The following is a 19,763-nucleotide window of genomic DNA, read 5'->3' on the forward strand; positions in this document are numbered from 1 at the left end:
TTCGCGGCGGAGATAATTCAATGAAAATAAACACGACGCTGCCGCAGCCGCGCCCACCGGTGGCGGCCAAACTGAAAAAAATGGCCTCGGTCGTCATGAAATGCGACGTTTACGGCAGGGAAAAAGGTTCAGTGGTCATACCGCCGGCGCGGATCGTCACCCGGGTATTTGGCGGCACCGCACACCACGGGGTGCAATCGAAGGAAAAGGGTTCCGAGCTTAGCGCGATGCCCTCTTCAAGCCCGCGCCAGTAAAGCGTTGGCGGCTTGTCGTCGCTTGACCAGCGGAAGGCGTGCAGGCAATCGCCATCCATCAACACGGCGCTGAACCGCAACGCGGAAGAAACACCCGCCGCGATCATCTTTTCCAGGCAGAGGCGCAGCGCGGTGGAAATGGCCCGAACCGGGTCCGCATCAAGGCCGTGGCCGGCGGCAATCAGGAAGATGGCTTCGCTGTCGCCGGTGCCGCGCCGGGCGGAATAAATATCATCGGGTATGAGGGAATCAATGTCGCGCCTGATCTGCTCGTAGCCGCCGATCTGGCCGTTATGCATGAACAGATATTGACCATGCGCAAAGGGGTGGCAATTGGCACGGGATACTTCGCCTGATGTGGCGGAGCGGACGTGGGCCATGAACATGCCCGAGCGGAGCTGGTGGCAAAGGGCGGCCAGATTGGCGTCGGACCAGGCGGGTCTGGTGTCGCGAAAAACGCCGGGCGTTCCGCGCTCGCCATACCAGCCAAGACCGCAACCGTCGCCGTTGACGACGGTTTTAGCTTCCCTTGCGGCCATGGACTGGCTGACCAGCGATGCTTCCGGCTCGATCAGAAGACTGTCGAGCCAGACCGGTTTACCGGAATAGGCAAAAAGGCGGCACATTCATGCAGCTCTGTTCAGGGCCTTGTTTTCGAGCGCGAAGCCGACAGCGGCCTGGGCGTGAATGGCGGTCGAATCGTAGCCCGGCAAAGGCAGGGCATCGGGATCGATCAGCAGGGAAATTTCGGTGCAGCCGAGAATGACGGAATCGACGCCGAGCGCACGGGCTTTCTCGATGACCGACATGTAGCGCTCGCGCGAGCACGACTTGATCTCGCCCTGGCACAATTCGCCAAAAATGATGTCGTGGATGGCGGCCCTGTCTTCCTCATCCGGCACGACCACATCGACGCCGTGGCGGCGCATGCGGTCGGTGTAGAAGCCATGTTCCATCGTGTAGCGTGTGGCGAGCAGAAGCGGCTTGCGGCGTCCATCCGCCTTCAATGCGGTGGCAGTTTCGTCAATGATGTCGATGAGAGTGACGCCCGACATTTTTTCAACGGTTTCCGCAACGAGGTGCATGGTGTTGGTGCAGATCAGCACACAATCGGCACCCGCATTGGCAAGACGCGCACCCGCAGCGCCCAAAAGCGCGCCGGCCTCATCCCAGCGGTTAGCCTTCTGAAGGGCGACAACCTCGGAAAAATCGAGCGAATGCATGACGATATCGGCGGATACGAGCCCACCGCGGCTGTCACGAACGGCCTCGTTGATCATGCGATAATAGGTTGCGGTGGATTCCCAGCTCATGCCGCCGATCAGACCGATCCGTTTCATAGGCGTTCCCTTATAAAAGTTTGATTGATGACAAGAATGCCATTGCCGCGATGAAAACGGCATGCGTTTTTTCAGGGATTTAGAAGGCAGATTGCAAATTCTGGGCGTGCATTATGCTCAGCTCGCAAATTTCTTGCGCCACTACGTTAACTGATGCATTCTTGAGCAATGATTGACGACCGTGACCGCCGAATCCTTGCGATTCTCCAGGAGAATGCAGAAACACCTCTCGCCGATATCGCGGATGAGGTGTCATTATCGCTTTCCGCCTGTTCCCGCCGTATCACGCGTCTGCGTGCGGAAGGATATGTGACCGGCACGATGGCGCTGCTCGACCGGCGGAAAATCAACCTGCCGACCACGGTTTTCCTGCTTGTGAGAACCGGCCTGCATGCGGAGGACTGGCTGGACCGGTTCCATGCCGCCGTCAGCACCATACCGGAGATCGTCGAGGTGCACCGGCTGACCGGCAATTTCGATTATATTCTGAAACTCGTGCTGCCAAATGTCGAATATTACGACACCATCTACAAACAGATCCTCCGGCGGGTCGAGCTTTACGACATGTCCGCCTATATCTCCATGGAGACGGTGAAGCTGTCGTCTTCACTCCCGACGACGCATATCTGATCGCAATATTTGGTCTTTTTTCAGCTCTCGGCTTCAAAACGGAAACCAAAGCGGAAACTTCGGGTCTCGCCCGGTTGAAGGGTGATGTCCGCTTCAAGTTGCGGCTGGTTGAAGGCGTTTGTCGGTGTTTCCACAGGTTCGAGCGCGATGGATTTTCGCCTGTCGCGGGCAAGCGTATCGCCGGTAAAGACATGCATGTGGCCGCGCTCCTGCCAAACGGTCAGGCTCGAACCATCGTTCCGGTTTTCGACCCTAGTCTCGTAAAGCCCGTTTGCGGATGGGATCAGATCGGTAAAGCAGACATCCAGCACATGGCCTGCGAGCGGCGCGGCAGAAAGAAACGCTGCATCGTCCCGTTTGAGAATGCCCGTCTCACTGTCGGTGAGTGGTATCAAATTCTCGTCCGTTTTGATCGCTGTTCGCGACGGTAGGGTGAGAAGGAGATCGTCGATGGAGGATATGCCGGGCAGACGGAAATAGGGATGCCAGCCGGCCGCAAAGGGCAAAGGCCGGTCGTCGCCATTGATGCCGCGTATATCGATGGTAACCGCATGGCCGGCAAACCGGTATTCCACCTCGATGGCGAGATGGTAGGGATAGCCCTTGAATTCGGCCGGCAATATCTCGGCACGAAAGACGATAATGTGCGCGTCGTTTTCCTCGAAAGACCGGTCGAGGGCGAAGGGCAGGGCACGGGCAAATCCGTGGAAGACGAGGTCCTCGTGGGCAAGCACCGGCTCGATACGGTGCATCTCCCCGCCAAATTTAAATTGGCCCTGAGGAATGCGATTGGTGAACGGGGCGAGAATGCCGTTTCTCACGCCGTTCTGCGACTGCAATTCCTGAAGCGACGAATAGCCGTCGACAAGGTTTTTTTCATTGCCATCGGCAAGTCGTGGCCGCCAGCTCAGAAGGGTCGCGCCCTCATAAGCGATCTCGGCGCTGAAGCCGTTTCCGGAAACGGTCAGGCTGGCAATCCCCGTGCCTGTTGCGGAAGTGGTCATCGGGAAATTGTCCTTCATGCAAGCGTCTGCGGCCGTCGGGCCGATTGCGCCGCCGATTCGCCCGATCATCTTCGCTGCGGAGACATTTCGCAATGGCCATGACGGTGGCACACCTTAATGACCTCGCGTCAGCTCGGCCTCTAAGGTGTTATTGCCCTGGCCATGGCGCAAATCATTCCGTGAAGGTGCGTTTCGCGCCGGTGAAAAATTCCATTAGGGCGGCCTGATCCTCGCCGCCAAGTCCCGCCGCTGTCAGCATGCGGTGCACCTCGGCGCAAACCGCCGTCAGCGGCATGGCCGTGTTGGTGCGTCGAGCCAGATCCTGCGCGCCGTTCAGGTCCTTGACCATATTGTCGATGCGGCCAGTCCGGCGGTAATCCTTCGCCACGTAACGTGGCATATATTCCTGAAGAATTGCGCTGTCGGCGCGGCCGCCTTTCAGCGCCTGCGGAATTTTGGCGGCATCGACGCCGGCATCCAGCGCAAGCTGCGTTGCTTCCGCTACGGCAAGGAAGTTCAGCCCGCAAAGAACCTGATTGATGAGCTTCGTCGTCTGGCCTGCGCCGCTTGGACCCATATGGGTGTAGTTGCTGGCCACGTGCCGCAGCACGCGATGGGCATCGGCCACATCCTTTTCCGTGCCGCCGGCCATCAGGGTCAGTTGCCCGACGAGTGCCTTCGGCGCGCCGCCGGAAAGCGGGCTGTCCACCCAGCGCAGCCCTTTTTCAGCCGCATCCGCCGCCAGTTCTTTTGTCGCTTCCGGATCGATGGAGGACATGTCGATGATCAGCGTGCCGGGCCTGGCCCCCGCCGCCACGCCATCTTTGCCGAAAACGGCGGCGCGGACGATTTTCGGCGAATTGAGGCTGAGGATCACGACATCGGAGACCGAAGCCGCTTGCGCCGCCGTCTCGGCGCTATGCGCACCAAGGCTGGTCAAAGCCGCCACCTTTTCCGCGTCCAGATCGAAAACCGTCAGGTGATTGCCGGTCTCGATCAGCCGCGTACCGATCGCGCCGCCCATCGCGCCAGCGCCAATGAGGGCGATTTTGTTCTTCTCGGTCATGGTGCTCACGGTCTCCTCCCAAAGCGTCGTGGTTACGGCTTCTTCAAAGCGAGGCGGTAATGCCGCCGTCGACGTAAAGAATATGTCCGTTCACGAAAGACGAGGCATCGGACGACAGGAAAATGCAGGCGCCGACAAGCTCTTCGACTTTGCCCCAGCGGCCGGCGGGCGTGCGTTTTTCAAGCCATGCTGAAAACGTCTCGTCGGCCACCAGCGCCGCGTTGAGCGGCGTGTCGAAATAGCCCGGCGCAATGGCGTTGCACTGCAGGCCATATTTGGCCCAGTCCGTCGCCATGCCCTTCGTCAGATTGCCGACGGCGCCCTTGGTGGCGGTGTACGGCGCGATACCGGGGCGGGCAAGAGCGGTCTGGACGCTGGCGATGTTGATGATCTTGCCACGTCCACGGCTGATCATATGACGCGCGACGGCTTGCCCTGCGTGGAACACCGAGGCGATGTTTGTCTGTAACAGGCGCTCGAAGGCGTCGGCCGGAAAATCCTCCAGCGGTGTGCGGTGCTGCATGCCGGCATTGTTGACCAGAATATCGATGGGGCCGACTTCCGCCTCGAAACCGTCGATGGCCTTGCGCACCGCATCATGATCGGTGGCATCGAAGGCGAGCGTCTTGGCACCCTTGATGCCTGCGGCGGCTGCTTTCAGCTTTGCCTCGTCGCGGCCGTTCAGCACCACTTCGGCTCCCGCCTCCACCAGGCCCTGCGCCAGCGCAAAGCCGATGCCCTGCGACGAGCCGGTGATCAGGGCGCGGCGGCCGGAAAGATCGAACAAATTAAGGCCCACTGTTTCCTCCAGTCTCTCGACATTGCTTTCATGCCGGTTTATGTTATCGATAACATTCATCCCTTTCAGACGTGGATGTCAAGGCTTAAACGCCTGTTTCCGGTACGCAACATGCGCGCGGGGAGGCTGCAGGGCGGCGGCAATGATTGGGATAGGGATTATTTTGTTGCGCCGTTTAAGGCGCGATATCGAACGGGAGATATTTATGAGAGCGATTGTCGCCCACGGGGCAAAGGATGTACGCATCGAGGAGAGGCCGGAGGAGGCGCCGGGGGCAGGAGAAGTGCGTCTTCGTCTGGCTCGGGGCGGGATTTGCGGCAGCGATCTTCACTATTACAATCACGGTGGTTTCGGCGCGGTACGGCTTCGCGAACCAATGGTGCTGGGACATGAGGTCTCCGCCATTGTTGAGGAGCTGGGCGAGGGCGTCGAAGGGCTGAAGGTTGGCGGTCTGGTCGCGGTTTCGCCGTCCCGTCCGTGCAGGACCTGCCGCTTTTGCCAGGAAGGCCTGCACAATCAGTGCCTCAACATGCGCTTTTATGGCAGCGCCATGCCGTTTCCGCATATTCAGGGCGCTTTCCGCGAGGTTCTCATCGCGGATGCCCTGCAATGCGTTCCGGCCGACGGTTTGAGTGCCGGTGAGGCAGCTATGGCGGAACCGCTGGCGGTAACGCTGCATGCCACCCGCCGCGCCGGCGATTTGCTCGGAAAACGCGTGCTCGTCACCGGCTGCGGCCCCATCGGCATTCTCTCCATCCTGTCTGCCCGCCGTGCCGGTGCCGCTGAAATCGTCGCGACCGATCTTTCGGACTTCACGCTTGCCAAGGCGCGGGAAGCGGGCGCGGACCGCGTCATAAACAGCAAGGATGAGCCTGATGCGCTGGCGGCGTACGGCGCGAACAAGGGAACCTTCGACGTTCTCTATGAATGCTCCGGTGCCGCCGTTGCACTGGCGGGCGGGATTACGGCGTTGCGTCCGCGCGGCATCATCGTCCAGCTTGGCCTTGGTGGCGATATGAGCCTGCCGATGATGGCGATTACTGCCAAGGAACTCGATCTGCGCGGCTCTTTCCGGTTCCACGAGGAATTCGCGACGGGCGTCGAACTGATGCGCAAAGGCCTGATCGACGTCAAGCCGTTCATCACCCAGACGGTGGACCTCGATGACGCCATCTCGGCCTTCGAATTTGCCTCCGACCGCAGCCGCGCCATGAAGGTGCAGATCGCTTTTTCGTAAGCGCCTGTTGCGCACGCCGGTTTGTCGACGTCTTGATCGGCGGTGGATTAATCCGCCGCCGATTTTTCATGCGCGCGCTTCCATCTACAACAAGACGTCTTTGATGTTATCGATATCATTTCGTGCATCGCGGGCCGGGAAAGTGTACCAGAGGGCGCAGCCCTGATCCCCGGCAGTCGCTGCCTCTTCTGATTTGCACATTTTGACGCAGGTCAAAAAGGTGATTTGCCGATTGCCATTTTTTGCTTTATCGAAATTTCAGAAATTACTGAAAATACAGGAAGCAAAGAAATGCCCACCAATCTTTCTCCGCTCGTTCAGTCCTTCGTGCTGCATTTCGGCGAGATGGGCAGCCGCTGGGGCATCAACCGCACGGTCGGCCAGGTCTATGCTTTGCTTTACATCTCGCCGAAGCCGCTCTGCGCGGACGACATTGTCGAGTCGCTCGGCATTTCCCGTTCCAATGTGTCGATGAGCCTGAAGGAGCTTCAGGCGTGGAACCTTGCAATTCTCAAGCATTTCCCCGGCGACCGGCGCGATTTTTTCACGACGCCGGAGGATGTGTGGCAAATTCTGCGCACCCTTGCCGAAGAGCGCAAGAAGCGCGAGATCGACCCGACACTCAGCGTGCTTCGTGAAATCCTGATGGAGAAGCCGGAAAACGAAGAGGAGCGGCATGCGCAGAAGCGCATCGATGAGATGAAAACGCTGATCGAGCAGCTCACCGGCTGGTATGACGATGTGAAGAAGCTGGAGACGGAGCGGTTGGCTTCGCTTCTGGCACTCGGCTCGAAGGTCACGAAGCTTCTGGAGGCCAAGGACAAGATCGTCTCTCTTGCCAGACCCCGTGCCAAGAAGGACAGGTGAGGAGATCGTCCGTGAGCATGTCCGCAGAAATCCGGCAATCCGCCAATGGCGATGATGCAGACTGTCCAGTTCCAGCGGCGGTCTCTCCCGACAAGGCACGGCGGCGCTTCTTCGGTAAATCCGCCAATGACAAGGGTGTCGGTACGGCGGAACTCGCGAAGGCACCCGCGGTAGGAAGATCGGTCGCCCTGCTGCATGTCCTGCCGGCTCTGCTCTGGTTGCCCCAGGCGGGTTTGCTTGCATTTTCGGTCGGAAATATTGCCGACGGTGCGCCGATGACGGCGATCCTGCCGGCGGCCGTGGCTGTTCTCATTCTCGGTCTCCTCAAGGCATGGCTGGAAAAAGTTGCTGCGAGACTGTCGTTTCGCGCCGCGCGTGCCGCCCTTTCGCGGCGGCGGCTGCAAGCGCTTCATGCCGTTGCGGAGGTGTCGCCGCTTGATCTGGCGCGTACGGCCTCCGGCGAGGCGGCAAGCGTTATCGCAGAGGCAGCCGAAGCGCTGGTACCTTATCTTTCCAGGTTCCAGCCTGCGCGGATGAAAGCTACCATTGTCCCCTTGGTTTTCGTGCTGGCAATCCTGCCATTTACCTGGATTGCGGCGCTTGTTCTGTTGCTTTCCATGCCCACTATCCCGCTTTTCATGGCGCTGATCGGCTGGCAGGCGAAGGCTGCCAGTGAAAAGCAGCTGGCCGAGACCGGCAACATGAATGCTTTCCTGCTCGATCGCCTGCGTGGCCTGGAAACGATCCGCGCACTGGAAGCCGTTGATCTGACCGCTGGACGCCTGCGGACGGACGCAGAGAACCTCAAGAAGCGGACGATGGCTGTCCTGCGGATCGCCTTTCTGTCCTCGGCGGTGCTGGAGCTTTTCGCTGCCCTCGGCGTTGCCATGACAGCCGTTTATATCGGTTTCCATCTGCTCGGTTTTCTCGATTTCGGCGCGTGGGGCGAGAAGCTGACACTTGCCGAGGGGCTGTTCATCCTGCTTCTGGCGCCTGCCTTTTTCGAACCGCTGCGGGAGTTGTCCGCCGTCTGGCACGACCGCGCAGCCGGCGAGGCGGCGCTGGGCGCGCTCGACACATTGACGCGGGCTGGCAAAGCCATCGTGGGTGAGGGTAAGGAGGTCGCAATGGCCCCTTTTCCGACGCCCGGTCTGGTGGAGTTGGCTAATCTCTCCTTCGCCTATCCGAATGCTCCGCCTGCCATTCGGAATCTAAATCTTACGGTCCAGTCAGGCGAGACAGTTGCGATTCTTGGGCCTTCCGGTTGTGGTAAATCCACTGTACTCTCCTTGATTGCCGGCTTGGCCGAGGCTGACGGCGGTACAATAGGGATCGGGGGCGTAACGCTTGGTCATGCGACTGCCGATGGACTGCGCAAGACAATCGGCTGGGTCAGCCAGAAGCCGTTCTTTTTTGCCGGTTCCCTGAAGGCGAACATTCGCTTTGGCCGCGCCGGTGTCAGCGAAGGTATGGTTGATGAGACGCTGCGCTGCACCGGGCTGGATGCATTGTCGAAAGCACGCCGGCATCTGCCTATAGGAGACGGCGGCTACGGTATTTCGGGCGGGGAGGCGGTGCGCCTCGCCATTGCGCGTGCTTTCGCCGATCCGGCGACGCAGCTTGTGCTGGTCGATGAACCGACAGCGCATCTTGACCGGGAGACGGCTGCGCTCGTCACCGAAAACCTGCTGCAACTCGCAAAAGGCAGGACATTGATCGTCGCAACCCATGATCCTGTGCTCGCCGCGCGCATGGACAGGGTCGTGGATATGACGACGATCCATTCGAGGGGGCAGTCATGATCGCGCGTTTTGCGATATTGAAACCTGTTATTTCCCTGTTCTGGTCGGCGCGTCGCGGCATGCTGCTCGTTGGCGCGGTTCTGGCAGCAACCACGGTGCTGGCGGGTATAGGCCTTCTCGGCGTTTCCGGCTGGTTCATTACTGCGACCGCGATTGCCGGTCTGGTCCCCGCGACGGCCTATGCTTTCGACGTCTTTGCGCCATCGGCGGCCATCCGTCTGCTGGCGTTGTCACGCACCGCTGCCCGTTATGGCGAACGCATGACCACCCATGAGGCGACGCTGTCCGTGCTTGCAGCGCTTCGCGAAAAGCTGTTTCGTGGCTTTGCCGCACCGCAGGCGGCGAAACATCTGGAGGCGAGGCCCGCCCGCCTGCTGAACCGGCTGACTGCGGATATCGATGCGCTGGATTCGCTTTATCTGCGCGTGCTGGTACCCGCCGCCGTCGCAATCCTCGCCGCAATCGCAACAGGCATCGGTCTTGCCCTCCTCAATCCGCTTGCGGGCGTTCTGGCGGCCCTCTTCCTCATTGCGGCGGGTCTTGGCATTTCAGTGCGCTCGGCGTTGACGGCGGAAAAATTTGCGCGTCGCCGGGCAATCGGGCTTGAAGCGCTTCGTGCCCGCACGGCGGACTTGGTCAACGGACAGGTGGAATTGCTCACGACTGCCCGTCTCTCCGCGCAGGTTGCGGCGATTGAACGGGCCGACAATTATCTGCTCGCCTGCGATGACCGCTTGAACCGGATCGAAACCAATGCCGGTTTTTCATTCGGCATCTCAGCGGCGGTTCTTTTGAGTGCGGCTCTCCTCGGCATGGCCTGGCTTGCGGAGCAGGACGTTGTGACCGCGCCGACTGCCGCCCTCGGCCTGCTTGTCTGTTTCGCCGCGCTGGAGCCCTTCACGGCGCTGCGCCGTGGAGCAATGGAACTCGGGCGCACGCTTTTTTCGGCAAGACGCATTGCGCCGCGTCTTTCCGCTGAAGCAGCCGCCAACTGTCCGCGCGTGCCTGCCATGGGCCTGGTGGCTGAGCTGGATGGTGTGCGGCTGGAGCGGGATGGGAACGAAAATCCTGTCCTGACGAATATCAACCTTGCAATCGCCGCCGGAGAGACGATTGCGATTATCGGGCCGAGCGGTGCGGGCAAGACCAGCCTCATCCAGCTTCTGGCTGGTGAAGTGCAACCGGCGGCGGGCAGGGTCAGCGCTTTGCCTTGCTCGCTCATGACGCAGAGAAGTCAGCTTTTTCGAGACAGCATCGCTGATAATCTGAGGCTGGCAAAACCTGCCGCGACCGAGCGTGAACTGTGGGATGCCCTTCAATCGGCAGGCCTTGGCGAGCATGTCAAAACCCTCGCCGCAGGGCTGGATACGAGACTTGGCGAGGCGGGGCAGGGTCTATCCGGCGGTCAGTCACGACGGCTCGCCCTTGCCCGTTTCCTTCTACGCGACAAACCACTCTGGCTTCTCGACGAGGTGACGGAAGGGCTGGACGGCGAAACCGCCCGTGACGTGCTCGGCCGGCTGTTTGCGAGGGCGGAAGGCAAGACTGTCGTGATGATAACCCACAATCGCCGTGAGGCGGAATTTGCCGATCGCATCATCGTGCTGAGAGAGGGGCGCCAACTTGATCAATGTCAAAGCGGCACCCCGGAATACGACGTAATGCTGCAAACATTGCGTCCGGACTGAGTGATTTTTTCAGGGCCGGCGCCGTTTCGTAACAGAAGGCCGGCCTTTCCTGAAAGGTGGGGTAAAAACATGGAACTCGACATCGTGGCGCTATCGCGCCTGCAATTCGCTGTTACCGCTTTATATCACTTTCTATTCGTTCCCCTGACGATCGGACTGTCCGTGGTGATCGCCATCATGGAAACGGTCTATGTCATGACCGGCCGCACCATCTGGCGGCAGATGACGAAATTCTGGGGTACATTGTTCGGCATCAACTTCGTGCTTGGTGTTTCCACCGGCATCGTCATGGAATTCCAGTTCGGCATGAACTGGAGTTATTACAGCCACTATGTCGGCGATATCTTCGGTGCGCCGCTGGCGATCGAAGGGATGATGGCTTTCTTTCTGGAAGCCACCTTTGTCGGTCTGTTCTTTTTCGGCTGGGACAAGCTGTCCAAGCTCGGCCATCTCATCGCAACATGGTGCGTGGCGATCGGCTCGAACTTCTCGGCGTTGTGGATATTGATCGCCAATGGCTGGATGCAGAACCCGACGGGATCGGCTTTCAACCCCCAGACCATGCGCATGGAGGTGACGGATTTCTTCGCGGTGCTGATGAACCCGGTCGCCCAGGCGAAGTTCGTGCACACGGTTTCTGCGGGTTATGTCACTGCCTCCATCTTCGTGCTCGGCGTTTCCGCCTGGTACGTGCTGAAAGGCCGCCATGTCGATCTCGCCAAGCGGTCTATGACGGTTGCAGCTTCTTTCGGCCTGGCTGCTGCACTGTCGGTCGTCGTGCTGGGTGATGAAAGCGGTTATCTTTCGACCGAACACCAGAAGATGAAGCTCGCCTCGATCGAAGCCATGTGGGAAACGGAACCAGCACCCGCCCCCTTTACTGCCATCGGTTTTCCTGATCAGGAAGCCCGGGAGACGCATTTCGCCGTGAAAATTCCGTGGGTGATGGGCCTTATCGGCACGCGCTCGCTGGACACGGAAATCCCCGGTATCAACGATCTGGTGGAACTCGCAAAGACCCGCATCCGCGATGGCATCAAGGCCTATGATGCGCTGATGCAGATACGTGCCACCGGCAAGGGCGCGGAACTGCCCGAAGAGGTGCGTGGCACCTTTGCGGAGCTCGGCCACGAGCTTGGTTACGCCCTGTTGCTGAAACGTTATGTCGACGATCCGCGCCAGGCGACGGAGGAGCAGATTGCCAAGGCCGCCGCCGATACCATCCCGCATGTGCCGACGCTGTTCTGGGCGTTCCGCATCATGGTCGGTCTCGGCATATTCTTCATCCTGTTGACGGCAACCTTCTTTTATCTCTCCGCCCGCCGCCGGCTGGATCACTATCCGTTCTTGCTGAAGGTGGCCGTCTTCGCCATTCCGCTGCCGTGGATTGCTGCGGAAATGGGCTGGGTGGTCGCGGAATTCGGCCGTCAGCCATGGATCATCGAAGGCGTGCTGCCGACGGCCGCCGCCGTCTCCAGCCTCAGCGCTTCAACGGTTCTGATTACGCTTCTCTGCTTCATCGCCATCTATACGGTGCTGTTCATCGTCGAAATGGGGCTGATGCTGAAGGCGATCCGCAAGGGGCCGGATCCGGATCACGAGCCGGAAGCGCCGCTCGTTCCTGAAAAACTCGTCGCTGCGGAGTAAACGATCATGATATTGCATCAACTCATCGACTACGAAGTCCTCCGCGTCATCTGGTGGCTGCTGCTTGGCGTGGTGCTGATCGGTTTTGCCGTGACCGGCGGTTTCGATCTTGGCACGGGCGCGCTGCTGCCTTTCGTCGCGAAAACGGATCTCGAGCGGCGTGTCGTCATCAATTCCATCGGCCCGGTATGGGAAGGCAATCAGGTCTGGCTCATCCTTGGTGGCGGCGCCATCTTCGCCGCGTGGCCGCCGCTTTATGCGGTGTCGTTTTCAGGTTTTTACCTGGCGATGTTCGCCACACTATTTGCGCTGATCCTGCGGCCGGTGGGGTTCAAATACCGCTCCAAGCGCGAGAGTACGACATGGCGCAATACCTGGGATTGGGCGCTGTTTGTCGGTGGCTTTGTTCCCGCCCTGATTTTCGGTGTGGCGATCGGCAATGTGCTGCAGGGCGTACCCTTCCGCTTCAACGATGACCTCAGGATTTTTTACGACGGCACGACTTTGTTCGAGCTTCTCAACCCTTACGCAATCCTTTGCGGCCTCGTTTCCGTTTGCATGCTGGTGATGCATGGTGCGGCCTGGCTGGTGCTGAAGACCGAAGGGCCGGTCGCTGCGCGTGCCCGCAGTTTCGGCAGCATTGCAGCACTTGCCACCACAGTTCTCTTTGCGCTTGGTGGCGTATTGTTGTGGCTCGGTATCGACGGGTATCGCTTCACCTCGGAAGTCGTGACCGACGGTCCGTCCAATCCGTTGTCAAAGACGGTCGAGGTTGCAAGCGGCGTCTGGTTTGCGAATTACGCGGCCCATCCATGGATGATGCTGGCACCGGCGCTCGGTCTTGCCTTCCCGCTCGTCGCCTTCCTGTTGTTAAGGGGCGGGCGTGAGGTGCTGGCGCTGCTTTCCAGTTCGCTTGCCATATTCGGCATCATCTCGACGGTCGGTCTGACGATGTTTCCCTTCATCCTGCCCTCTTCGATCGATCCGAAATCGAGCCTGACGGTCTGGGACGCATCGTCGAGCCATATGACGCTGTTCATCATGCTGGTCGTCGCCCTCATTTTCATCCCCATCATCGTCGCTTACACCTCATGGGTCTATCGCGTGCTGTGGGGCAAGGTGGATGAAAAGGCGATCCGTGAAGACAGCGGCCACGCTTATTAATATCGAACAAATACAAGGAGATCGAACATGTGGTATTTCGCCTGGCTGCTCGGCCTGCCTCTCGCCGCTATTTTCGCCGTCATGAACGCCATGTGGTATGAGCTGATGGAAGAAAACGCCAGAAAGGCCGGGGCCAAGCCGGAAAAATAACGCTTCGGGGCACGGGGCAAAAAAGGGCGGCGTCCTATCTGGATGCCGCCCTTCTTGTAGAAATCGCCGCGATTGACACGCGCGGTTTCAGTGGATCGCGATGCCGCGCTTGTCCGCTTCTTCCTTGATGATGTCTTCGACCAGCGCTCTCTTCAGATTTGGGTTTCCCAGAAGATAGTCGTCGGCAATCTCGAAAATCGATTTCGGATTCTCTGTCCTGTGCAGGGTGTCGAGGTCCTGGCCGATCTGCTCTCGCAAGTTTGAATAGTCGTCCATCGCGGTTCTCCCGGTCACTGGTTCAATGCAGAAGTTCTGCCGGAACCTTGCCGCCGTTTTCAGACAGCTTCTTGATGACAGCCTTGTGCAACCAGATGTTCATTGTGGCTGAGTCCGAGGTATCACCGGTATAGCCGAGTTCGCTTGCCAGTTCCTTGCGAGCGGTTAGGCTGCTGTCCAGATCGAGCGCTTTCAGAAGATCGACGATCGAATGTTTCCAGTCGAGTTTCTGCCCGTTCTGCTTGACCGCCGCGTCCAGAATGGAGGCGACATCGACGCTGCCGGTGGATGCCGGAGCAGCGGCTGTCGGTGCTGGTGCTGCTGGCTGAGCCGGAGCGGCCGGGCTTGCGCCTGTCGTGGGCGCGCCAGCTGGCGCCGAAGTCTGCGGTGCAGCCTCTGCCTTGCCAAAAATCGCGTTCTTGATCTTGTCGAAAAAGCTCATTGTGTCCTCCCTCTATCGGCGAAATGCGCGCCCGATGGCAATGAGAATGCATGCGCCGATGAAACCGGCGATAAGGTATCCAATCCAGCCTCCGAGCGAAATGCCCACAAGCCCAAGCAGGAAATTGGCGACGATGGCGCCAACGATGCCGAGAATTATGTTCATGAAAAGACCCATGTTGCTTTTCATGAACTGTTCGGCAAGCCAACCGGCTACGCCGCCGATGATGATTGCTGCAATCCAGCCGATTTGTGCGTCTTCCATAACAGGCCTTTCCTTTGTGAGAGAGGTCCGCAGGCATATGGACAGGCTTTTGCGCGCACTGATCCCCCCGCCTCTTGACCCCAGGCAGGGAATTAACGGTCAATCGAGGATTTTGTTCCGGTCTCCTTGCTTTCGTCAGCTTTGGCTTTGAAAGTCCAGCCCGATATCCAGAACCGGCGCGCTGTGGGTCAGCCAGCCGACGGAGATGAGATCGATGCCGGTTGTTGCAATGGCTGCTGCGGTTTGAGGGGTGATGCGTCCGGAGGCCTCGGTTATGGCGCGTCCGGCGACGATCTGCACCGCCTCGCGCAGCTGTTCCGGCGGCATGTTGTCGAGTAGAACCGCATCGACCCCTTCCTCCATCGCTTCGCGCAATTGCAAGAGCGTATCGACCTCGACCTCGATCTTGACCAGATGTCCGACACCCGCCTTGGCGCTGCGGATAGCGTCACGCACGCCGCCGGCTACGGCGATGTGGTTGTCCTTGATGAGAACAGCATCATAAAGGGCAAAACGGTGGTTCATGCCGCCGCCGGCGCGCACGGCATATTTTTCCAGCGCCCTGAGGCCCGGCGTCGTTTTGCGGGTGCAGGCAACCGAGGCTCTGGTGCCGGAGATGGCGGCAGCAATTGTAGCGGTGACGGACGCGATGCCTGAGAGATGGCCGAGAAAATTAAGGGCGGTGCGCTCCGCCGTCAAAAGACCGCGCGAGGGACCCTCGATCGTCGCGATAATATCGCCCGGAGCGACCGCCGCGCCATCCTGCACCTGCCGCCTCATCACGATTGTCGGGTCCACCAACTGGAAAGCCAGTTCTGCGGCATCAAGACCTGCGATGACACCCGGTTCACGCGCCGCCATGACGACGACTGAGCGATGATCAGCGGGGATGACTGCGGCGGACGTGATGTCGCCCGCCAGACCCAGGTCTTCCAGAAGGGCGTTGCGGACAAGCGGCTCCACGATAATGCGTGGCAGAGGGGTGAGGGTCATGTCAGGCGCTCCGCGCAATGCTGGAAGAAAAAAGATTGGACGATGAGAGGTCATGGGCAATGGCGATGACATCGGACAGGCAAAGCCTGCGCCTTGTGGCGGTCGCGTCCTTTTCCGGGAAATCGTTACGGAAATGGGCCCCGCGCGATTCTCTTCGCAAGGCGGCGAAGACGGCGATTGCGAGCCCGACGATGGCGGGATCGGATGCCGGGCCGTTCTGTTCGGCCAGTGGGAGAAGTTCGCTGATCGCGCTGATCAACCCCGCTTCATGCCTGGCGATGCCGAGATGGCGGGAGACGATGGGCCTGACGATAGACGGGTCTGCTGCCGAAAGAACAGGCGTTGCGAATGGCGTGACAGCTGTCACCCGTTTTGATGCCGGTCGGGCGGCAATATCTTTTGCCGCACGCATGCCCATGGCAGCCGCCTCCAGCAGGGAGTTGCTGGCCAGCCGATTGGCCCCGTGAAGACCGGTGCAGGCGGTTTCGCCCGCAACCCATAGGCCCGGCACGGAACTACGGCCATTACCATCCGTGGCGACGCCGCCCATGTGGTAGTGCACGGCGGGACGGACGGGCACGAGTTCGCGGGCGGGGTCTATACCAGCCTCGCGGCATAGCAGGTCGATTGACGGGAAACGCGCCGAAAAACCGCTGCCGATCGCCTTGCGGGCATCGAGAAAGACTTTGCCGCCGCGCAGGATTTCCCGGTCGATGGCGCGGGCGACAATATCGCGGGAGGCAAGTTCTGCACCCGGAACGGTCGCCATGAAACGCTCGCCGCTTTCATTGAGAAGAACGGCACCTTCGCCCCTCACCGCCTCGCTGACCAGAGCCAGCGGCCGCCGGGGAGAGGAAAGCGCCGTTGGGTGGAACTGGACGAATTCCATATCAGTGAGGATGGCTCCGGCGCGCGCGGCGAGCATGATCCCCTGTCCGAAATTGCCGGTGGGATTGGTGGTGGCCTCATACAGCCCGCCGAGGCCACCGGTCGCAAGAATGACGTTTGTGGCCGGCAGAACAAAGCTGCCCTTTTGCCCGGCGCAGATGAGACCGGCTATGGCCCCGCCTTCTGTCAGCAGCCGGCGCACCTCCGCACCTTCCAGGACTGCGATGGACGGCGTGTTGAGAACGGCGGCTGCAAGAGCCCTCACAATGGCCGCGCCCGAGCCATCACCTTCGGCATGCAGGATGCGCCGGCGGCCATGGGCGGCTTCCAGCCCGAAAACGAGCCTGCCTTGTGCATCGCGGTCGAAACGAACTCCGGCTAGTTCCAGGGCATCGATGACTGCGGGGGCGGTGGAGACGATATCTGCTGCCATAGCCGCGTCACAGAGGCCGTCGCCTGCGGCGAGCGTATCGGCAAGATGCAGTGCAGTGCTGTCGTCAGCGCCAAGGCTTGCAGCAATGCCGCCCTGCGCCCAGGCGCTGGACGTTTCGCCACCGAGCGCGCCGCGGGTCAGAAGCAGGACCGGTTGCGGTGCGAGCGTCAATGCTGCCATCAGGCCGGCAATACCGCTGCCGACGATGACCGTCCTGCCTGCATATTGCGACAGAGCCTCACTCATACCGCCAGCATCCTTTCCACCGCGCGGCGGGCGGCGACCGCAACAGCCGGATCGATTGTCACCTCGTGGCGGTTTTCTTCAAGCGCTGTGCGGATATTGCCGAGCGTGATGCGCTTCATGTGCGGGCAGAGGTTGCAGGGGCGGATGAATTCAACATCGGGATGATGCACGGCGACATTGTCGCTCATCGAGCATTCCGTCAAAAGCACCACGCGGGCCGGTCTTTCCCGGCCGACGTAGTCCGACATGACAGCGGTCGAGCCGGAAAAATCTGCGGCCTCAACGACATCGGGCGGACATTCGGGATGCGCGAGAACGGTGATGCCGGGATGGCTTTCGCGCAATTCCCTGATGTCGTCGACGGTGAAAAGCTCATGCACCTCGCAATGGCCGCGCCATGCGATGAGTTCGACATTGGTCTCCCGCGCTACATTCTTCGCCAGATATTCGTCCGGCAGCATCAGCACGCGCGGCACGCCGAGCGATTCCACCACCTGGCGGGCATTGCCGGAGGTGCAGCATATGTCGGAAGCCGCCTTCACCGCCGCCGACGTGTTCACGTAAGTGACGACAGGAACGCCGGGATAGGCCTTGCGTAGAAGTGCGATGTCTTCGGGCGTGATGGAATCGGCGAGCGAGCAGCCGGCGGCCATATCCGGAATAAGCACGGTTTTTCCCGGATTTAGCAGCTTTGCCGTCTCGGCCATGAAATGCACGCCGGCGAGAACGATCACATCCGCTTCTACTTCCATTGCCTTGCGCGCAAGGGCGAGGCTGTCGCCAACGATATCGGCAACGCCGTGGAAGATTTCCGGCGTCTGGTAATTATGGGCGAGGATGACGGCGTTGCGCCTGCGCTTCAGATCGAGGATCGCCTCCACATCATCCTGAAAACCCATCCATTCCGCCTTGGGAATGACGCGGCTGACGCGGTCGTAAAGGCTTGCGGCAGATATCTGTTCGTTCACGGCACTCTCCCATTTATACTCTATTTGAGTATATCTACGGCAAACAGATATACTCATTGTGAGCATATGTCAATTGCGGGAGAGTGGCAGTTTGGTTCCGGAAAGGGCGCGTTCATCCACAACGGTCTGGCGGAATCGGAAGAGCTTTGCAGGGCGTCCGCCGGTTTCGGTCGCCATGTCGCCAGTTTCTTCCACCAGCTGTTGCTGTTCTATCAGCCGGCGGAAGTTCTGCTTGTGCAGCGTCAGACCGGCGAGCGCCTCCACCGCGCGCTGCAATTGCAGCAGGGTGAAAGCGTCGGCCATCAGTTCGAAAACTACAGGCCGGTATTTAATCTTAGCCCGGAGGCGCGCGATGCCGGTGGCAAGAATGCGACGGTGATCGGCAAACATCGGTCTGCCGAAATTGATCCGAGGCTCACTCTGGGCTTCTTCGACCAGTCCGGCCTCATAGAGCAATTCGTAGCGCTGAAGTGTCAGTTCCTCGTTCCAGCCGCCGCCATCAAGGCCGAAGGTGAAGTCGGCGCGTAAATGGCGCTGGCCTTTGCAGGCAGGGTCGGAATCCGCCCAGCAGCGCAGCTTCTCGATGATTGTGTCCAGAACCGCCGGCCGGCCCTGCCGATGGTCTTCCCAAGGAAAATACTCGTACCAGCCATGCCAGATAGGGCGGCCATTGCCGGGCGGCTCCTGTTCGCGAACCAGCCCGAGATAACCGATCGATATGGTTCTTCCGCCAAGAATGTCATTGTTGCGGTCCCGGTCGGCGAAGGTGTAGAGTTGTTCGAGATAGCCGACGGGATGATGTGTCTGTTCGTGTATCCACTCTCTCAACCCGCTCTGAAGCGTCCTGTGTCCGAATTCAAACGGCCCTGATGGAAGTGCCGCGCCCGCCCGCACGGTCATTACCCGCGGCTCGTCCGTGGTGATGGCGGTGACGACGGCGATGAGTTCGGCGTGGGCAAGCCCTATGGTCACGGCGGCTCCTCTGGTAGATGGCGTCGGTATCGACCTTCTTTGGCACAGGAATGCCTGTTCGCCAACAAGCGGGCGGGGAAACGCGGATGCCGCCGCGCATGTAAAACTTTACGTAGCGATCAGACAAAAGAATAAGTGCTTGTGGTTAGTCGCGTATCGTCCTTTATGTTAAGACCCGCGTCAAAAGCATCCATAATGTAGAAGGCCGATGTTAGAGGATATATATCTCGAAGAAACACTTGTGGGTTATTACACCTGGAACGTGGGACAGAATCTGGTTTATCTGGATGCTGTGGCGGCTCGCCTGCGCGAATTTTCCGAAGAGAAAGCCGCCCGCGGCATTCCCGTGGAGGATTTCATAGATCAGATCGAAAGCGGCTCGCGCGCGCGCGTGGCCAAGGCGGTTTACAACTCGCTGACGAACGGCGTGTTCTATGATCAGCAATACCGCATCGAACTCAAATCCGGCGATTTTCGCTGGCTGCGGACAACGGGCAGGGTTATCCTTGATGGTGACCGCATTCCAATCATGGCGATGGGCACGGTGCGAGACATCACCTCGCGCAAGATTTTATTGATGTAATATTTATCGCGTTCGGTCTGTCTTGAAAAACGCCGATCTATTTCTTGTCG

The 19,763-nt window shown here is 59.7% G+C and carries 21 protein-coding genes; 9 read left to right on the forward strand and 12 right to left on the reverse strand.

Annotation, left to right across the window (positions count from 1 at the left end; genetic code table 11):
• Positions 1-109: 109 nt before the first annotated feature.
• Together ASD46_RS07175 and ASD46_RS07180 are read right to left on the reverse strand one after the other, a co-directional pair.
• Positions 110-880: a class II glutamine amidotransferase gene (locus tag ASD46_RS07175; protein WP_004431819.1), complete on the reverse strand. Its 771-nt coding sequence runs from the start codon at positions 878-880 to the stop codon at positions 110-112.
• Entirely contained in the window at positions 881-1,594 is a 714-nt protein-coding gene (locus tag ASD46_RS07180) for an aspartate/glutamate racemase family protein (RefSeq protein ID WP_004431822.1), read from the reverse strand. It lies immediately after the preceding gene.
• 168 nt (positions 1,595-1,762) lie between these two features.
• On the opposite strand from ASD46_RS07180, the gene ASD46_RS07185 reads away from it, so the two are divergent.
• Entirely contained in the window at positions 1,763-2,224 is a 462-nt protein-coding gene (locus tag ASD46_RS07185; protein ID WP_003498392.1) for an Lrp/AsnC family transcriptional regulator, read from the forward strand.
• 20 nt (positions 2,225-2,244) lie between these two features.
• Here the strand turns inward: ASD46_RS07185 and ASD46_RS07190 are convergent, their stop codons facing one another.
• From ASD46_RS07190 to ASD46_RS07200, 3 genes are all read right to left on the reverse strand, one after another.
• On the reverse strand, positions 2,245-3,228 hold the full coding sequence (locus ASD46_RS07190) for an aldose 1-epimerase (protein ID WP_060641928.1): 984 nt from the start codon (positions 3,226-3,228) through the stop codon (positions 2,245-2,247).
• Positions 3,229-3,400: 172 nt separating this feature from the next.
• Entirely contained in the window at positions 3,401-4,294 is an 894-nt protein-coding gene (locus ASD46_RS07195; RefSeq protein ID WP_004431829.1) for an NAD(P)-dependent oxidoreductase, read from the reverse strand.
• A gap of 43 nt (positions 4,295-4,337) precedes the next feature.
• On the reverse strand, positions 4,338-5,093 hold the full coding sequence (locus ASD46_RS07200; RefSeq protein WP_025595224.1) for an SDR family oxidoreductase: 756 nt from the start codon (positions 5,091-5,093) through the stop codon (positions 4,338-4,340).
• Between the two features lie 205 nt (positions 5,094-5,298).
• On the opposite strand from ASD46_RS07200, the gene ASD46_RS07205 reads away from it, so the two are divergent.
• The 7 genes from ASD46_RS07205 to cydX all read left to right on the forward strand — a co-directional run bounded on the left by ASD46_RS07205 (position 5,299) and on the right by cydX (position 13,648).
• A complete protein-coding gene (locus ASD46_RS07205; RefSeq protein WP_004431840.1) occupies positions 5,299-6,330 on the forward strand; it encodes an L-idonate 5-dehydrogenase in 1,032 nt (343 codons plus the stop codon).
• 291 nt (positions 6,331-6,621) lie between these two features.
• A complete protein-coding gene (locus ASD46_RS07210) occupies positions 6,622-7,197 on the forward strand; it encodes a GbsR/MarR family transcriptional regulator (RefSeq protein WP_013762080.1) in 576 nt (191 codons plus the stop codon).
• 17 nt (positions 7,198-7,214) lie between these two features.
• Positions 7,215-8,999 (forward strand): thiol reductant ABC exporter subunit CydD, encoded by a 1,785-nt coding sequence (gene cydD, locus ASD46_RS07215; protein ID WP_035199930.1) that lies wholly within the window; start codon positions 7,215-7,217, stop codon positions 8,997-8,999.
• Positions 8,996-10,687, forward strand: coding sequence for a thiol reductant ABC exporter subunit CydC (gene cydC / locus ASD46_RS07220; protein WP_035199932.1), 1,692 nt, complete (start codon positions 8,996-8,998; stop codon positions 10,685-10,687). Before cydD ends, cydC begins: the two co-directional genes overlap by 4 nt.
• A 69-nt stretch (positions 10,688-10,756) precedes the next feature.
• Positions 10,757-12,334 (forward strand): cytochrome ubiquinol oxidase subunit I, encoded by a 1,578-nt coding sequence (locus tag ASD46_RS07225; protein WP_004431849.1) that lies wholly within the window; start codon positions 10,757-10,759, stop codon positions 12,332-12,334.
• Between the two features lie 6 nt (positions 12,335-12,340).
• Complete coding sequence (cydB, locus tag ASD46_RS07230; protein WP_004431850.1) at positions 12,341-13,498, forward strand: cytochrome d ubiquinol oxidase subunit II; 1,158 nt, start codon at positions 12,341-12,343, stop codon at positions 13,496-13,498.
• A gap of 27 nt (positions 13,499-13,525) precedes the next feature.
• Entirely contained in the window at positions 13,526-13,648 is a 123-nt protein-coding gene (cydX, locus tag ASD46_RS07235; protein ID WP_004431852.1) for a cytochrome bd-I oxidase subunit CydX, read from the forward strand.
• An 87-nt stretch (positions 13,649-13,735) separates the two neighbouring features.
• On the opposite strand, the gene ASD46_RS07240 is transcribed toward cydX, so the two are convergent.
• The 7 genes from ASD46_RS07240 to ASD46_RS07270 form a co-directional block, all read right to left on the reverse strand.
• Entirely contained in the window at positions 13,736-13,924 is a 189-nt protein-coding gene (locus ASD46_RS07240) for a hypothetical protein (RefSeq protein ID WP_004431853.1), read from the reverse strand.
• Positions 13,925-13,946: 22 nt separating this feature from the next.
• A complete protein-coding gene (locus tag ASD46_RS07245) occupies positions 13,947-14,366 on the reverse strand; it encodes a DUF3597 domain-containing protein (protein WP_004431862.1) in 420 nt (139 codons plus the stop codon).
• A 12-nt stretch (positions 14,367-14,378) separates the two neighbouring features.
• Positions 14,379-14,630 carry a GlsB/YeaQ/YmgE family stress response membrane protein gene (locus tag ASD46_RS07250; protein WP_004431872.1) on the reverse strand — a complete coding sequence of 84 codons (252 nt, stop codon included), beginning with the start codon at positions 14,628-14,630 and terminating at the stop codon, positions 14,379-14,381.
• A 135-nt stretch (positions 14,631-14,765) separates the two neighbouring features.
• A complete protein-coding gene (nadC, locus tag ASD46_RS07255) occupies positions 14,766-15,623 on the reverse strand; it encodes a carboxylating nicotinate-nucleotide diphosphorylase (protein ID WP_004431875.1) in 858 nt (285 codons plus the stop codon).
• A gap of 1 nt (position 15,624) precedes the next feature.
• The gene (locus tag ASD46_RS07260; protein ID WP_035199936.1) at positions 15,625-17,190 is read right to left on the reverse strand and encodes an L-aspartate oxidase; all 1,566 of its coding nucleotides are present in this window, start codon (positions 17,188-17,190) and stop codon (positions 15,625-15,627) included.
• Positions 17,187-18,158, reverse strand: coding sequence for a quinolinate synthase NadA (gene nadA, locus ASD46_RS07265; protein WP_004431880.1), 972 nt, complete (start codon positions 18,156-18,158; stop codon positions 17,187-17,189). Before nadA ends, ASD46_RS07260 begins: the two co-directional genes overlap by 4 nt.
• A 69-nt stretch (positions 18,159-18,227) precedes the next feature.
• Positions 18,228-19,130, reverse strand: a complete 903-nt coding sequence (locus tag ASD46_RS07270; RefSeq protein ID WP_004431893.1) for an NUDIX hydrolase — start codon at positions 19,128-19,130, stop codon at positions 18,228-18,230.
• A gap of 208 nt (positions 19,131-19,338) precedes the next feature.
• Here ASD46_RS07270 and ASD46_RS07275 point away from each other — a divergent pair, with 208 nt between their 5' ends.
• A complete protein-coding gene (locus tag ASD46_RS07275) occupies positions 19,339-19,713 on the forward strand; it encodes a PAS domain-containing protein (RefSeq protein WP_004431894.1) in 375 nt (124 codons plus the stop codon).
• Positions 19,714-19,763 lie beyond the last annotated feature (50 nt).

The organism is Rhizobium sp. Root491, assembly GCF_001427205.1.
Classification (GTDB): Bacteria; Pseudomonadota; Alphaproteobacteria; order Rhizobiales; family Rhizobiaceae; genus Agrobacterium; species Agrobacterium tumefaciens.

What these genes read in the sequence shown, in the direction of transcription:
- ASD46_RS07185 (WP_003498392.1), top strand. Translation starts at nt 1,763, where the DNA reads ATGATTGACGACCGTGACCGCCGAATCCTTGCGATTCTCCAGGAGAAT.
- ASD46_RS07225 (WP_004431849.1), top strand. Translation starts at nt 10,757, where the DNA reads ATGGAACTCGACATCGTGGCGCTATCGCGCCTGCAATTCGCTGTTACC.
- cydD (WP_035199930.1), top strand. Translation starts at nt 7,215, where the DNA reads ATGTCCGCAGAAATCCGGCAATCCGCCAATGGCGATGATGCAGACTGT.
- cydX (WP_004431852.1), top strand. Translation starts at nt 13,526, where the DNA reads ATGTGGTATTTCGCCTGGCTGCTCGGCCTGCCTCTCGCCGCTATTTTC.
- cydC (WP_035199932.1), top strand. Translation starts at nt 8,996, where the DNA reads ATGATCGCGCGTTTTGCGATATTGAAACCTGTTATTTCCCTGTTCTGG.
- ASD46_RS07260 (WP_035199936.1), bottom strand. Translation starts at nt 17,190, where the DNA reads ATGAGTGAGGCTCTGTCGCAATATGCAGGCAGGACGGTCATCGTCGGC.
- ASD46_RS07205 (WP_004431840.1), top strand. Translation starts at nt 5,299, where the DNA reads ATGAGAGCGATTGTCGCCCACGGGGCAAAGGATGTACGCATCGAGGAG.
- ASD46_RS07250 (WP_004431872.1), bottom strand. Translation starts at nt 14,630, where the DNA reads ATGGAAGACGCACAAATCGGCTGGATTGCAGCAATCATCATCGGCGGC.
- ASD46_RS07180 (WP_004431822.1), bottom strand. Translation starts at nt 1,594, where the DNA reads ATGAAACGGATCGGTCTGATCGGCGGCATGAGCTGGGAATCCACCGCA.
- ASD46_RS07210 (WP_013762080.1), top strand. Translation starts at nt 6,622, where the DNA reads ATGCCCACCAATCTTTCTCCGCTCGTTCAGTCCTTCGTGCTGCATTTC.
- cydB (WP_004431850.1), top strand. Translation starts at nt 12,341, where the DNA reads ATGATATTGCATCAACTCATCGACTACGAAGTCCTCCGCGTCATCTGG.
- ASD46_RS07245 (WP_004431862.1), bottom strand. Translation starts at nt 14,366, where the DNA reads ATGAGCTTTTTCGACAAGATCAAGAACGCGATTTTTGGCAAGGCAGAG.
- ASD46_RS07175 (WP_004431819.1), bottom strand. Translation starts at nt 880, where the DNA reads ATGTGCCGCCTTTTTGCCTATTCCGGTAAACCGGTCTGGCTCGACAGT.
- ASD46_RS07195 (WP_004431829.1), bottom strand. Translation starts at nt 4,294, where the DNA reads ATGACCGAGAAGAACAAAATCGCCCTCATTGGCGCTGGCGCGATGGGC.
- ASD46_RS07275 (WP_004431894.1), top strand. Translation starts at nt 19,339, where the DNA reads ATGTTAGAGGATATATATCTCGAAGAAACACTTGTGGGTTATTACACC.
- nadC (WP_004431875.1), bottom strand. Translation starts at nt 15,623, where the DNA reads ATGACCCTCACCCCTCTGCCACGCATTATCGTGGAGCCGCTTGTCCGC.
- ASD46_RS07190 (WP_060641928.1), bottom strand. Translation starts at nt 3,228, where the DNA reads ATGACCACTTCCGCAACAGGCACGGGGATTGCCAGCCTGACCGTTTCC.
- ASD46_RS07240 (WP_004431853.1), bottom strand. Translation starts at nt 13,924, where the DNA reads ATGGACGACTATTCAAACTTGCGAGAGCAGATCGGCCAGGACCTCGAC.